9 protein-coding genes are annotated in these 13,299 nt (G+C 72.3%); all 9 read left to right on the top strand.

The annotated features are described in order from the left end of the window. The first annotated feature begins 211 nt into the window (after nucleotides 1–211). The 9 genes from H149_RS21365 to H149_RS0115920 all read left to right on the top strand — a co-directional run bounded on the left by H149_RS21365 (nucleotide 212) and on the right by H149_RS0115920 (nucleotide 13,288). Nucleotides 212–808, top strand: coding sequence for an RNA polymerase sigma factor (locus tag H149_RS21365; RefSeq protein WP_020650773.1), 597 nt, complete (start codon nucleotides 212–214; stop codon nucleotides 806–808). Then, complete coding sequence (locus H149_RS22355) at nucleotides 805–1,911, top strand: FecR family protein (protein ID WP_020650772.1); 1,107 nt, start codon at nucleotides 805–807, stop codon at nucleotides 1,909–1,911. The genes H149_RS21365 and H149_RS22355 overlap by 4 nt, the downstream gene beginning before the upstream one ends. A 199-nt stretch (nucleotides 1,912–2,110) precedes the next feature. Further along, nucleotides 2,111–4,204 carry a TonB-dependent receptor domain-containing protein gene (locus H149_RS0115950; RefSeq protein WP_169518366.1) on the top strand — a complete coding sequence of 698 codons (2,094 nt, stop codon included), beginning with the start codon at nucleotides 2,111–2,113 and terminating at the stop codon, nucleotides 4,202–4,204. Continuing rightward, a complete protein-coding gene (locus H149_RS21355) occupies nucleotides 4,192–5,853 on the top strand; it encodes an amidase (protein ID WP_020650770.1) in 1,662 nt (553 codons plus the stop codon). Before H149_RS0115950 ends, H149_RS21355 begins: the two co-directional genes overlap by 13 nt. Nucleotides 5,854–5,858: 5 nt before the next feature. After that, complete coding sequence (locus H149_RS21350; RefSeq protein ID WP_020650769.1) at nucleotides 5,859–7,436, top strand: amidase family protein; 1,578 nt, start codon at nucleotides 5,859–5,861, stop codon at nucleotides 7,434–7,436. Further along, nucleotides 7,433–8,962, top strand: coding sequence for an amidase (locus H149_RS0115935; RefSeq protein ID WP_020650768.1), 1,530 nt, complete (start codon nucleotides 7,433–7,435; stop codon nucleotides 8,960–8,962). Before H149_RS21350 ends, H149_RS0115935 begins: the two co-directional genes overlap by 4 nt. An 11-nt stretch (nucleotides 8,963–8,973) precedes the next feature. Next, complete coding sequence (locus tag H149_RS0115930) at nucleotides 8,974–10,500, top strand: amidase (RefSeq protein WP_020650767.1); 1,527 nt, start codon at nucleotides 8,974–8,976, stop codon at nucleotides 10,498–10,500. Between the two features lie 14 nt (nucleotides 10,501–10,514). Next, a complete protein-coding gene (locus H149_RS0115925; protein ID WP_020650766.1) occupies nucleotides 10,515–12,065 on the top strand; it encodes an amidase in 1,551 nt (516 codons plus the stop codon). 23 nt (nucleotides 12,066–12,088) lie between these two features. After that, nucleotides 12,089–13,288, top strand: a complete 1,200-nt coding sequence (locus H149_RS0115920) for a phosphorylase family protein (RefSeq protein WP_020650765.1) — start codon at nucleotides 12,089–12,091, stop codon at nucleotides 13,286–13,288. Nucleotides 13,289–13,299 lie beyond the last annotated feature (11 nt).

The raw sequence follows: 13,299 nt of genomic DNA, 5'->3' as shown, positions 1-13,299 counted from the left end.
GGCCCCGAAGCGCGCGCGACCGGCGCGCAGTCCGCGCCGCCGGCGCCGTGGATCGCGTGGCCGCGGCGCAGGCCCGCGCGCGGCGCAAGGCACGATTCTTGACTATGGATTCGCCAGTGCAATCGCTCCGCTGATTTGCGTTGGCGAGCGCCGCAAAGCGGCGCTCGGACGTCTTATCCAGATCGGGGCCTCATCCTCAGTGCTGGAGTCCATGGCTATCAACGGTGTTTTCCTCCTCGAGGAGCCGTCCTCGGGAGACGAGCGGCGCGCGGACGCGCCGCCGCGCGCATCGGAACTGGCGGAGCTGTTCGAGCGCCACAACCGCACTCTGGTGTCGATGCTGCAGCACCGGCTCGGCACCGAGGCCGAGGCCCGCGAGGTCGCGCAGGAAGCGTACGTGCGCATGCTGCAGCTGCACGAACCGGGCGCGGTCAGCTATCTGCGCGCGTACCTGTTCCGCACCGCGGTGAACATCGCCCAGGATCGCCTGCGGCACCGGATTCGCGGCGAGCAGATCGAGAAGGTCTACGATCTCGACGAGCTGACCGATACGCTCAGCCCCGACCGGCTGTATGCGGCGCGCGAGGATCTGGCTATCGTACGGCAGGCGCTGCTGGAGCTGCCCGAGCGTTATCGCCGGGCGTTCCTGCTGTCGCGGATCGAGGAGAAGAGCGTCGAGGAAATCGGCGAGGAGCTGGGCTTGCGTGACAGCCAGACCAGAAAATACCTGCGCCGTGTCGTAGCCTACTGCCGCCTGCGGCTGGATGGCCTGACGAGCGCAGAAGCAAAGGAACGGATATTTCAATGAAGCCTGACGGCCGCCGGCACAGTCAGATCGACGCGCAGCGCCTCGAGGCGGCGGCGGAGTGGATGGAGCGCCTGCGCGACGCCGCGGCGAGCGAGGCCGAGATCGTCAGCTGGGTGCAGTGGTACGAAGCCGACGCGCGCAACCAGCAGGCCTACGAACGTGTGCGCGAGCTGTGGACGCTGAGCGGTGGTCTGGCCGACGAGGTCGTCGACGGCGAGCTGCTCGCCGCCCGGCCGGCGGCACCGCGGCGCCGCACCGGCGCGCTGCGCCGCGCGCGTGGCACGCTGGTCGCCACGACCCTCGATTTCTTCGAGCCGCTGAGCGTGCGCCGCCGCCGCGTCGCGGTGCTCGGCGCGGCTTGCGCCTGCGTGCTGGCACTTGGCCTGGGCTGGACGCTGCGCGACCAGTCGGAGCCGTCGCTGCTCGACGACGATGCCGTCGTCGCGCCCAGCACGGAAACCGTGCACGCGGCGACGTTGTCGGACGGCTCGCGCGTCGAGCTGGCGGCCAATTCGCTGGTGACCGTGCACTACGACGAGGCGCAGCGCAATCTGAGCCTGGACAGTGGCGAGGGATTCTTCTCGGTCGCGCACAATCCGCGGCGGCCGTTCATCGTCGCCGCCGGCGACGTCCGCATTCGCGCGGTCGGCACCGCGTTCAACGTGCGCCATGCGGCGGACCGGGTCGTCGTCACCGTCACCGAAGGCGTGGTCAAGGTCTATCGCACCGGCGCGCAGACCGCGGCCGTGGCGGAAGGCGATGCCGTCGTCGTCTCGGCCGGCGGCCAGGTCAGCTGGGACGAGGGGCAGAAGGATCCGACGGTCGGTGCCGTCGACCCGCAGGCGGTGCTCGGCTGGCGCGAGGGCCGTCTCGAATACAACAACGAGCCGCTCGGCGCTGTCATCGCCGATCTCAATCGCTACACGCGACGCCCGGTCTTCATCCACGGCGACGTCGGCAAGCTGCGCTTCTCGGGCACGCTGCTGACGTCCGCGACCGACGAATGGCTGCGCGCACTGCCGAGCGAGTTCCCGGTCGAGGTGCTGCAGCAGGGCAGTGGCATCGTGATCCAGGCGCGCGCCGGCGCCGCGCACGGCGACTGAACAAGGGCTTGTCTGCCAAAGGCGCCGCTCGCGGCGCCTTTTTTGTGTCTGCCATAGCGATAGCGCTCCGTTGCGCGAAAAAAATGCGGCGGCGAGCGCCGCCGCGCCGGACTCGTACGTCATAGCTACCGGAAAACCAATTCGGCATCCATCCATTTTCGGGGGGCATATGCGTAGGTTCTGGCGGGGCGCGGCGGGCATGAGTTCGTCGGCCGGTATCGTGCTGGCGTTGAGTGTGGCGGGCGTGGGCGTGGCCGGGGCGCAGGAAGGCGTGCTGGCCAAGCCGGTCGAGGTCAACGTGCCGGCGCAGTCGCTGACCAGCGCGCTGATCGCGCTGTCCAAGCAGAGCGGCGTGCAGATCCTGATGCCCTCGGATCTGGTCAACGGTCAGACCAGCAAACCGGTGCAGGGCCGCATGCCGCTGAGCCAGGCGCTGGCGGCGATGCTGGACGGCAGCCCGCTTGCGTTCCACGCCGTCGGCGACAAGACGGTCGGCATCATTCCGGCGGCGCCGGCGAAGACGGTCGAGCCGGCGGCCGACAAGGGCGCGGCGCTCGACGACGGCATCGACACGATCGTGGTGTCGGCGTCGCGCACGCCGCAGTCGGCGCGCCACACTTCGAGCAGTGTCAGCGTGGTCTCGCTGGCCGACATGAAGAAGGCGCAGGTCGACGATCTGAAGAGCGCGCTCGCCGCGCAGCCCGGCGTCTCGGTCATGAACACCGGCGCGGTCGGCGGCCAGTCGGCGGTCTACATCCGCGGCGCGTATCCGCACCACACGCTGTTCATCGTCGACGGCGTGCGCATGAACGACCGCGCCGCGACCTACGACAACTTTCTCGGCGGCGCCGATCTGTCCGGCTTCGACCGCGTCGAAATCCTGCGCGGCCCGCAAAGCACGATGTACGGCAGCGCCGCGATCGGCGGCGTGATCCTGATGAACACCGCCGAAGGTTCGGCCAAGCCGGCCGGCGGCGTGTCGGTCACCGGCGGCTCCTTCGATACCTTCTCGGCCTCGCTGGCGACCACCGGCAGCAGTGGCGATCTCGGCTACAGCGCCTCGTTCAACCACTACCAGACCGACAATCACGATCCGAACAACGACTACGACAGCCAGAACTATTCGGCGCGCCTGTCGTACGCGCTCGATCCGGACTGGGACATCGGCGCGACCTTTCGCGGCCAGTCCGGCGAGTATCACTCGAACGGCTCGCGCTACTACTTCGCGCCCGGCGTCGTCGATTCGGCGAACTATCTCGGCACCGTCTACGCCGAGTGGCGCGCCAGCGACAGCGTGACCTCGCACGTCTCGGCGGCGCTGCACCGGCGCGACTACACCTGGACCGATTCCTGGGGCAAGAGCGATCTCGCCAACCGCCGCACGATCGTCGACTGGCAGACGGCGTGGAAGGCGCTCGACGGGCTCGAACTGGTCGCCGGCGCGAACTACGAATCGTCCAAGTACGACATCAACGCGACGAGCAGCGACGACACGATCGTCGCCGGCTTCCTGTCCGGCACCTATCAGATCACCGACACGCTGACGCTCAACGCCGGCCTGCGCCGCGACGACTACGACACCGTCGGCGGCGCGACGACGTGGCGCACCGGCCTGGCCTGGATGGTGCTGCCGAAGACCAAGCTGCGCGCGACCTACGGCACCGGCTTCGCCGCGCCGGGCTCGTCGGACCGCTACGGCGTGCCGGCCTGGAACCAGCAGCCGAATCCGGACATCCAGCCGGAGAAGTCGAAGGGCTGGGACGTCGGTGTCGACCAGTCGCTGTTCGACGGCATGGCGACGCTCAGCGCCACCTACTTCCAGAACCGTTTCCGCGATCTGATCGACTGGGAGTACACCGATCTGACGACCTACGCCGGCATGTACGTCAACCGCGCCAAGGCCGAGACCCAGGGCGCCGAGTTCGGCGTGACGCTGCGCCCGACCTCGATCTGGAATCTGCGCCTCGGCTACACCTACCTCGACGCCACCGACAGCACCACCGACGCGCGCCTGACGCGCCGTCCGCGACACTCGATCGACGCCTCGACCTCGCTCGACCTCCTGCCGGTGTGGACCGTCGGCATGGGCGCCAACGCGGCCTACGACAGCATCGAGAGCACCGGCCGCGCCGACGACTATCTGGTCGCGCGCGTCTACACCAGCTACAAGCTCTGGGATCAGCTGACGCTGAAGCTGCGCGTCGAGAACCTCTTCGATCGCAGCTACGACCAGGTCTACGGCTATCGCGCGCTGCCGCGCGGCGTCTACGGCGGCGCCGAATGGCGCTTCTGAACGCGGGCACGGCGGCGCGCGCGGCCGGCGCTGCGCTGTGGCTCGGTGCGGCGCTGCTCGGCGCCGCGCCCGTCGCCGGCGCCGCCAGCGTCGAGCTGTCGCGCGCCAGCGTCGCCGACATCGGCGCCGCCTACGCGGCCGGCACGCTCAGCGCCGAGCAGCTGGTCTCGCTCTATCTGCAGCGCATTCAGGCCTACGACCAGGCCGGGCCGCGCATCAACGCGGTGATCGCGCTCAATCCGCACGCGCTCGACGAGGCGCGCGCGCTCGACCGCGAGCGCCGGCAGAAGGGCCCGCGCGGGCCGCTGCACGGCATTCCGGTCGTGGTCAAGGACAACATCGACACCGTCGAGATGCCGACCACCGGCGGCTCGTTCGTGCTCGCCGGCGCGCAGCCGCAGGCCGACGCGCCGATCATCCGCCGCCTGCGCGAGGCCGGCGCGATCATTCTCGCCAAGGTCAATCTCGACGACTTCGCCGCCGGCGGCGCCGGCTTCAGCTCGATCCACGGCCAGACGCGCAATCCCTACGATCCGGACTTCACGCCGCTCGGTTCGTCCGGCGGTTCCGGCGCCGCGCTCGCCGCCTGGCTGGCGCCGCTGGCGCTCGGCACCGACACCGGCGGCTCGCTGCGCAGTCCGTCCTCGGTCGGCGGCGTCTACGGCCTGAAGCCGACGCGCGGCCTTTTGTCGCGCGACGGCATCATCCCGACCTGCTACAGCTACGATGCTGCCGGACCGATGGCGCGCCACGTCAGCGATCTGGCGGCGATGCTCGGCCCGATGACCGGCTACGAGCCCGGCGACGCCGATACCGCCGACAGCCTCGGCAAGACGCATCGTGACTACCGTGTCTTCCTCGGCCGCCGCTCGCTCGACGGCCTGCGCATCGGCGTGCTGCGCGAAGGCAGCGGCGCCGATGCCGACGTCGACGCCGCGTTCGCGCAAGCGCTCGAGCGTCTGCGCAAGCTCGGCGCCGAGCTGGTCGACGTCGCCTATCCGCCGCAGGTCGTCGATCCGGCGACGCGCCGTGCGATCGTCAAGGTCGTCTGCGACACCGAGAAGGCGGTCTATTTCGACGCCTACCTCGGCCGCCTCGCGCCGGGCTATCCGAAGACGCTGGCCGAACTGGCCGAGCGCGGCCTGGCGCTGCGCGCGCCGCAGGGTACGTGGTCGCCGTATCCGGTCGTCTACGCAGGGCTCGCCAAGCGCGTGACGAGCGGGCAGGGCATGAGTTCGCTCGCCTACCGCTCGGCGCGCGAGCACGGCGTCGCCATGGTTGCCGACGGCGTGCTCGGCGTCTTCGAGCAGCAGCGCGTCGACGTACTCGTCTACCCGACGCGGCCGCGGCCGCCGCACCGCATCATCGCCGACGAGCCGCTGACCGGACGCGGCGTGCCGCCGCCACCGCCGGGCGTGAAGTCGATCGGCGTCGGCCTGACCAACATCGGCAACATCACCGGCTTTCCCGATCTGGTCGCGCCGGCCGGCCTCAGCCGCGACGGTTTGCCGATTTCGATCTCCTTCGTCGGTCCGGCCTTCAGCGAGCCGCTGCTGATCGGCGTGGCCGATGCCTACGAGCACGGCGGTCCGCCGCTGCCGCTGCCGACGCACACGCCGCCGCTGCCCGGCGAGCGCTTCCGCTACTGATCCCGATGCGCCTGCCACGATTCCTCTGCGCCGCGCTGCTGGCCGGCGCGCTCGTTCCGGCCGAGGCCGCGCACTTCGAGCTGTCGACCGCGACCGTCGCCGATCTCGACGCCGCGTTCGCGGCCGGCGCGCTCAGCTCCGAGCGCCTGGTCGAGCTGTACCAGGCGCGCATCGCCGCCTACGACCACGACGGACCGCGGCTCGGCGCCGTGCTCACGCTCAATCCGCGCGCGCTCGACGAGGCGCGCGCGCTCGACGCCGAGCGTCGGCGCCAGGGCCCGCGCGGACCGCTGCACGGCGTCGTCGTGGTGGTCAAGGACGTCTTCGACACCCACGATCTGCCGACCACCGGCGGCTTCGCGCCGATGGCGACTTCGCAGCCGGCGCGCGACGCTTTCGTCGTCGAGCGTCTGCGCGCGGCCGGCGCGATCGTGCTGGCCAAGCTCAATCTCGCCGACTGGTACGGCAGCGCGTCGGGCAGCGGCAGCTCGCTCGGCGGGCCGGTGCGCAGCCCGTACAACCTCACGCGCTATCCGGGCGCGTCGAGCTCCGGTTCCGGCGTCGCCGCCGCCGCCTGGTTCGGCAGTGTCGCGCTCGGCAGCGACACCGGCGGCTCGCTGCTGATTCCGGCGGCGCTCAATGCCGTGGTCGCGATCGTGCCGACGCGCGGCCTGGTCAGCCGCCGCGGCATGATGTGGAACTCGCCGGTGCAGGAGCGGGCCGGGCCGATGACGCGCAGCGTCTACGACGCGGCCGCCGTGCTCGACGCGATCGCCGGCTTCGATCCCGATGACCTCAGCACGCTGGCCGGTCTCGGCCGTCTGCCCGAGCGGCCGTACGCGTCGTACGTCGATGCGCAGGGCCTGCGCGGCGCGCGCATCGGCGTGCTGCGCGAGATGGTGCGCGGCGGTCCGGCGCACGCCGCCGGGCGCGCGCTGTTCGAGCGCGAGCTCAAGGCCATGGCCGCGGCCGGCGCGGTGCTCGTCGATCCGCTGCTGAGCGGCATCGATCTGCCGCAGGCGCAGGGCGCGGCCAGCAGCGCCACCTACGAGCAGGGCATCGCCGCCGATGCCTATCTGCGCAGCCTGCCGCCGGGCGCGCCGATGCGCTCGCTCGACGAGATGCTGCGCAAGGGCGGCGACGCCGTCGATCCGTACCTGCGCGAAGTCGCGGCGATCCGCTCGCTCGACCGCTACCCGCCGTTTCTCGCCGCGCTGCGCGAGCAGGCGCGCCTGCGCGATGCGCTGCTCGCGCTGATGGAGCGCCACCGCCTCGACGCGCTGGTGCTGCCGTACCGCACGGTGACGGCGCCGGGTGTCGACGAAAGCCTCGGCGGCACGGCGCGGCGCGAGATGCGCAACGGCCTGCACGCGTATACCGGCCTGCCGGCGGTGCTGGTGCCCGGCGGCTATTTCGAGCCGGACGGCATGCCGTTCTCGATCGAGCTGATCGGCCGGCCGTTCGCCGAGCCGACGCTGATCCGGCTGGCCAGCGGCTACGAGGCGCGCACGCAGCGCCGCCGCGCGCCGCCGCTGACGCCGGCGCTGCCCGGCGAGCGCTTCGACTACGCGGAGACGCCATGACGACCCCGCCTGCGCCGCCGTCGCGGCTGAGCCGCCGCCAGCTGCTCGGCGGTGCCGTCGCCGGCATCGCCGCGCCGGCGGCGACGCGGGCCGCGGTGCCGGCCGCGGCGGCGCCCGGCGACGACGATCCGCTGTTCATGTCGGCGACGCGGCTGGCGGCGCTGATCCGCGCTCGGCAGCTGTCGGCGAGCGAGGTCGTGCGTCTGCACATCGCGCGGCTCGAAGCGGTCAATCCGCGCCTCAACGCGCTCGGCGCGACCTGCTTCGAGCGCGCGCTGCAGGAAGCGGCGGCCGCCGACGCGGCGCTGGCGCGCGGCGCGCGCTGCGGCCCGCTGCACGGCGTGCCGATGACGATCAAGGATTCGTTCGACACCGAGGGCGTGATCTCGACCGCCGGCACGCTCGGTCGGCGCGATTTCGTGCCGAAGCGCGACGCCACCGTCGTCGCCCGCGCGCGCGCCGCCGGCGCGATCCTGCTCGGCAAGTCGAACACGCCGGAGTTCACGCTCGGCGGCGGCTGGAAGGGCACCGACAATCTGGTCTACGGCCTGACGCGCAATCCCTACGACACCGACTATCAGCCGGGCGCCTCGTCGGGCGGCGCGGCGGCGCTCGTCGCCGCCGGCGGCGCGAGCTTCGATATCGGTTCCGATTTCGGCGGCTCGCTGCGCGGACCGGCCAACGCCTGCGGGCTGGCGGCGCTCAAGCCGACGCACGGCCGCGTGCCGCGCAGCGGCCACATCATCGGCTACGGCGGGCCGTACGACAGTTTCCAGGGCATTGGCCCGATCGCGCGCCGCGTCGAGGATCTGGCGCTGCTGCTGCCGATCATCGCCGGCCCCGACCGTCAGGACGCGGTGATCGAGCCGGTGCCGCTCGGCGATCCGGCCGCGGTCGAGCTGTCGCGCCTGCGCGTCGCCTGGTTCGCGAGCAACGGCCTCAACGCGCCGACGGCGGAGAACCAGGCGCTGGTGCGGCAGGCCGCGGCCTGGTTCCGCGAACTCGGCTGCCGCGTGGTCGAGGATATGCCGCCGAAGATGGCGGCGCTGTCGGCGGCGCGCTTCGCCTACGCCGGTGCGCCCGGCAGCGATCCGATGCGGCGCCTGCTGGCGGCCAGCGGCACGACCCAGGCTTCGCCGGGCCTCTACCTCGGCGGCGAGGAAGCGCCGGTCGCCGAGCTGACGCGCGCCGCCGAAGCACTCGATGCGATCCGCAGCGAGCAGCTCGCGTGGATCGAGCGCTACGACCTGATCCTCTGTCCGGCCGGCACGCGCGCGGCGCTGCCGATCGATCTCGAACGCCTGCCGCCGCCGCCGGGGCCGCGCGTCGCCGGCATTTCCTATCTCGGCGTATTCAACAACAACGGCTGGCCGGCTGGCGTCGTGCGCACCGGCACGTCGAGCCTCGATCCGGGCCTGCCGCTCGGCATTCAGGTCGTCGGCCAGCCCTGGCGCGACGAGCTCGTGCTCGCCGCGATGGCCCATATCGAACGCCGCGCCGGCGGCTACCGGAGACCTCCGCTTTGAGTGCCACATCCATGCCCGCGCCGACCCGCCGCGCCTTGCTCGGCGCCGCGCCGCTGCCGGCCGCCGCGCCGCGCTACCGCGTGTCGAGCGACAGCAGCGACGATCCGCTGTTCATGTCGGCGACCAAGCTCGCCGGCCTGATCCGCGCCGGCCAGCTGTCGGCGAGCGAGGCGGTGCGCCTGCACATCGCCCGCATCGAAGCGCTCCATCCGCGCCTCAACGCGGTGGTCGCGCGATGCTTCGAGCGCGCGCTGTACGAAGCGCGCGAGGCCGATGCCGCGCAGGCCAGGGGCAAGCCGCTCGGGCCGCTGCACGGCGTGCCGATGACGATCAAGGATTCGTTCGACACGGAAGGCCTGGTGTCGACCGGCGGCACGCTCGGCCGCGCGCATTTCATCCCCGGCCAGGACGCCACCGTCGTCGCCCGCGTGCGCGCCGCCGGCGCGATCCTGCTCGGCAAGACCAACACGCCGGAGTTCACGCTCGGTGTCGGTCCGCGCGGCACCGACAACCTGGTCTACGGCGTCACCCGCAATCCCTACCATCCCGACTACCAGCCGGGCGCGTCGTCGGGCGGCTCGGCGGCCAATGTCGCCGCCGGCGGCGCGAGCTTCGATCTCGGCTCGGACTTCTATGGCTCGATCCGCGATCCGGCGCATGCCTGCGGCGTCGTCGGCCTCAAGCCGACGCACGGCCGCGTGCCGCGCACGGGTCACATCATCGGCTACGGCGGCGCCTACGACAGTTTTCAGGGCATCGGCCCGCTGGTGCGCCGCGTCGAGGATCTGGCGCTGCTGCTGCCGATCATCGCCGGCCCCGACGCGCGCGACGCGGCGGTGCAGCCGGTGCCGCTCGGCGATGCCGACGCCGTCGACCTGCGCGGCCTGCGCGTCGCCGTCTACGCGACGAACGGCGAGAACCCGCCGAGCGCCGAGATTCAGGAACTGGTGCGGCGCTGCGCGCAGTCGCTGGCCGAGGCCGGCTGCCGCGTGCGCGAGGACATGCCGCCGAAGATGGGCGAGCTGGCCGGCCTGCGCGGTGCCTACAGCGGCGCCGCCGGCGGCTATCTGACGCGCAGCCTGCTGCAGCGCGCCGGTACCGCGACGCCGTATCCGAGCCTGCCGCCAGCCAGCGGCGACGAGCTGCCCAGCGCCGATTTCACGCGCTATGCCGAAGAACTCGACGCGGTGCGCAGCGAGCAGCTGGCGTGGTTCGAGCAGTACGACCTGATCCTGTGCCCGGCCAGCACGCGCGCGGCGCTGCCGATCGGCGAGCGGCCGACGCCGCTGCCGCCGGCGGCGAAGCAGGCGCCGGCGGCCGCGCCCGCGCCGCGGCGGCGGATGAGCCCGTACTACCTCGGCATCTACAACACCAACGGCTGGCCGGCCGGTGTCGTGCGCGCCGGCAGCGCCGCCGGCGAGCCGGCGCTGCCGGTTGGCGTGCAGCTGATCGCGCGGCCCTGGCGCGAGGACCAGCTGATCGCGGCGCTGCGCCACATCGAAGCCTATACCGGCGGTTACCGCCGTCCCCCGATCTGAACCGGAGCTTGCCCATGCCCGCGATTTCCTCTTCGGCCGCCCGTGTCTCGCGACGCGTCTTCCTGCGCGGCGCGGCCAGCGCCGCGGCGCTGGCGGCGAGCAGCCGGGTCAGCGCCAAGGCGGTCGCCCGCGTCGCCGCCGACGTCGATTCCGACGAGATCCTCTACATGTCGGCGAGCAAGCTCGCCGACCTGCTGCGCGCGCGCCAGCTGTCGGCGCTGGAAGTGGTCGACGCCTACATCGCGCGCCAGCTCGCGATCGACGACCGCCTCAACGCCGTGGTCATGAACTGCTACGAGCGCGCCCGCGCCAAAGCGCGCGCGCTCGACCAGCGCGCCGCGCGCGGCGACTTCGCCGGCGCGCTGCACGGCGTGCCGATGACGATCAAGGATTCGTTCGATACTGAGGGCGTGATCTCGACCGGCGGCACCTACGGCCGCCAGCAGTACGTGCCGCCGCGCGACGCGACCGTGGTCCGCCGCCTGCGTGCGCAGGGCGCGATCCTGCTCGGCAAGACCAACACGCCGGAGTTCACGGTCGGCGGCGTCGGCGCGATCAACACCACGAGCAACATGCTGTACGGCTCGACGCACAATCCCTATGACCTGACGCGCACCGTGTCCGGCTCCTCGGGCGGCGCCGGCGCCAACGTCGCCGCCGGCGGCGCGGCCTTCGACGTCGGCTCCGACATCGGCGGCTCGCTGCGCCTGCCGGCGCACGTCAACGGCGTCGCCGGTCTCAAGACGACGGCCGGGCGCGTGCCGCGCACCGGCCACATCGTCGATTACGGCGGCGTGCTCGACTCCTGGCAGCAGATCGGTCCGCTGGCGCGGCGGGTCAAGGATCTCGCGCTGATCGCGCCGCTGATCAGCGGCCCGGATTTTCGCGACGCGGCCTGCGTGCCGATCGCCTGGGCCGATCCGGACGGCGTCGATCTGGCCGCGCTCAAGGTCGTGTTCTGGCCCGAGAACGGGCTGTCGAAGGTCGACGCCGACACGCAGCGGCTGATCCGCCAGGCGGCCGCCTGGCTGGGCGAGGTGGCGGCCGACGTGCGCCAGGACTGCCCGACCGCCGATCTCGCCGTGCTGCATGAGATGCGCGGCAAGCTGTCGATGGGCGACGGCTGGGCCTGGTACCAGCGGCTCGCGCAGAAGTGGGGCACGCACCACCTGTCCGGCACGATGGACGAGTCGATCCGCGCCATCAAGCCGCTGCGCTCCTCGGAATTCGTCGAAGCCTGGGAGCAGTCGGACGCGGCGAAGTCGCGCCTGCTCGGCTGGTTCGCGCAGTACGACGTGCTGCTGTGTCCGGTCGCCGGCGAACCGGCGACGCCGATCGACTGGGACCCGTCGGTGCCCGGCGACTATCGCGGCATGCTCAGCGACGTCGGCGTCTTCAACTCGACCGGCTGGCCGGTCGTCGTCGTGCGCTGCGGGGCTTCGGCCGACGGCCGGCTGCCGATCGGCATCCAGGTCGTCGCGCCGCCGTGGCGCGAGGATGTGGCGCTGGCCGTCGCGCGCTACATCGAAGGCCGCAGCGGCGGCTGGACGCGGCCGCCGCTGTGAGCACGCTCCGGCCAGGAACGGTGATGCGGCGGGCGGCGGGCGGCCTGCTGCTGGCGCTGCTGCTCGGGCTTTCGGCGGCGCTGCCGGCCTGGGCCGGCGTGTCGGTCGCGTACCGCGCCGCCGACGGTGACAGCTGGGCGCGCATCGCGCTGCGCCACGGCGTCAGCGTCGCCGCGCTGCGCGCCGCCAATCCGGGCCTCGACGCGGCGCGCGGCTGGGTGCGCCTGCCCGATGCGGCGCGCCTGCCGGATGCGCCGAGCATCGCGCTGCTGGCCTCGGCCTATCAGGAGATTTCGGCGATCGTCGAGGACGCGCAGATCGACGCCGTGTATCGCATCGTCGGTCGCGAGTTCCACGTCGGCCGCTGGGCCGGCGCCAACATCATCGCCGCCGTCGCCGGCGGCAACATGGACAACGCCGCGATCGGCGCCACCGTGCTGCTGCAGCACTTCAACGTGCGCGCGCTCGGCTTCGTCGGCATCGCCGGCGGCGGCGGCGCGACCCGCGTTGGCGACGTGATCGTCGCGGCCGCCGCCGTGCAGCACGATCAGGGCAACTGGTACGACTTCGCGCTCGACGGCGGCCAGACCTTCGCCGGCCTCAGCTGGCAGATGCGCGGCCAGCCGCTGCTGTCCGACGCCGGCCGCGTCGCGCGGCTGGTGCTGCAGCCCGATCCGGCGCTGCTGGCGCGCATCGGCCGCAGCGTCGCCGGACTCGAACTGCCGCCGATCGGCGACGAGGTCGCCGCCTTCCACGGCGTCGCGCCGTACCGGCCCGCGCTGTGGCTCGACGGCTGGTCGGCGAGCGGCTCGCAGTTCGTCACCAGCCATCACGCGCGCAGCACGATCGAGCGGCGCATGGCGCTGGCCGCGCAGCGCCTCGGCCTGCCGCCGCCGCCGCGCTTCGTCGTCGACCAGGAGGATTTCGCCGCGGTGCTGGCCAGCGAGGAGCACGGCGTGCCGTGGTTCATCGTCCGCGTCGTCGTCGATCTGGCCGCGCAGAAGAGCGCCGCGGCCGGCATTCCGCTGGCGCTCTACGACCGGCCCGAGGAGATTCCGGCCTGGCTCGCCGCGAACGGCCAGCAGTCGCACGCCAAGCATTTCGACTGGTCGTACTTCTACCGGCTGATCGCGCTGACGCTGCGCCCGGTCGTGCACGAACTGGGCGCGGCCGATGACGATGACGCGCCGCACGCGACCGGCGCGGCGGCCGCGGCCCGCTGAGCGGGCGTCGG

Source organism: Solimonas variicoloris DSM 15731 (genome assembly GCF_000382285.1).
Taxonomy (GTDB): domain Bacteria; phylum Pseudomonadota; class Gammaproteobacteria; order Nevskiales; family Nevskiaceae; genus Solimonas; species Solimonas variicoloris.
This window is presented reverse-complemented; position numbering and strand designations above follow the sequence as displayed.

Coding starts and splice junctions, on each gene's coding strand:
- H149_RS0115920 (WP_020650765.1), top strand. CDS start 12,089: ATGCGGCGGGCGGCGGGCGGCCTGCTGCTGGCGCTGCTGCTCGGGCTT.
- H149_RS21355 (WP_020650770.1), top strand. CDS start 4,192: ATGGCGCTTCTGAACGCGGGCACGGCGGCGCGCGCGGCCGGCGCTGCG.
- H149_RS21350 (WP_020650769.1), top strand. CDS start 5,859: ATGCGCCTGCCACGATTCCTCTGCGCCGCGCTGCTGGCCGGCGCGCTC.
- H149_RS0115950 (WP_169518366.1), top strand. CDS start 2,111: ATGAGTTCGTCGGCCGGTATCGTGCTGGCGTTGAGTGTGGCGGGCGTG.
- H149_RS0115935 (WP_020650768.1), top strand. CDS start 7,433: ATGACGACCCCGCCTGCGCCGCCGTCGCGGCTGAGCCGCCGCCAGCTG.
- H149_RS0115930 (WP_020650767.1), top strand. CDS start 8,974: ATGCCCGCGCCGACCCGCCGCGCCTTGCTCGGCGCCGCGCCGCTGCCG.
- H149_RS21365 (WP_020650773.1), top strand. CDS start 212: ATGGCTATCAACGGTGTTTTCCTCCTCGAGGAGCCGTCCTCGGGAGAC.
- H149_RS22355 (WP_020650772.1), top strand. CDS start 805: ATGAAGCCTGACGGCCGCCGGCACAGTCAGATCGACGCGCAGCGCCTC.
- H149_RS0115925 (WP_020650766.1), top strand. CDS start 10,515: ATGCCCGCGATTTCCTCTTCGGCCGCCCGTGTCTCGCGACGCGTCTTC.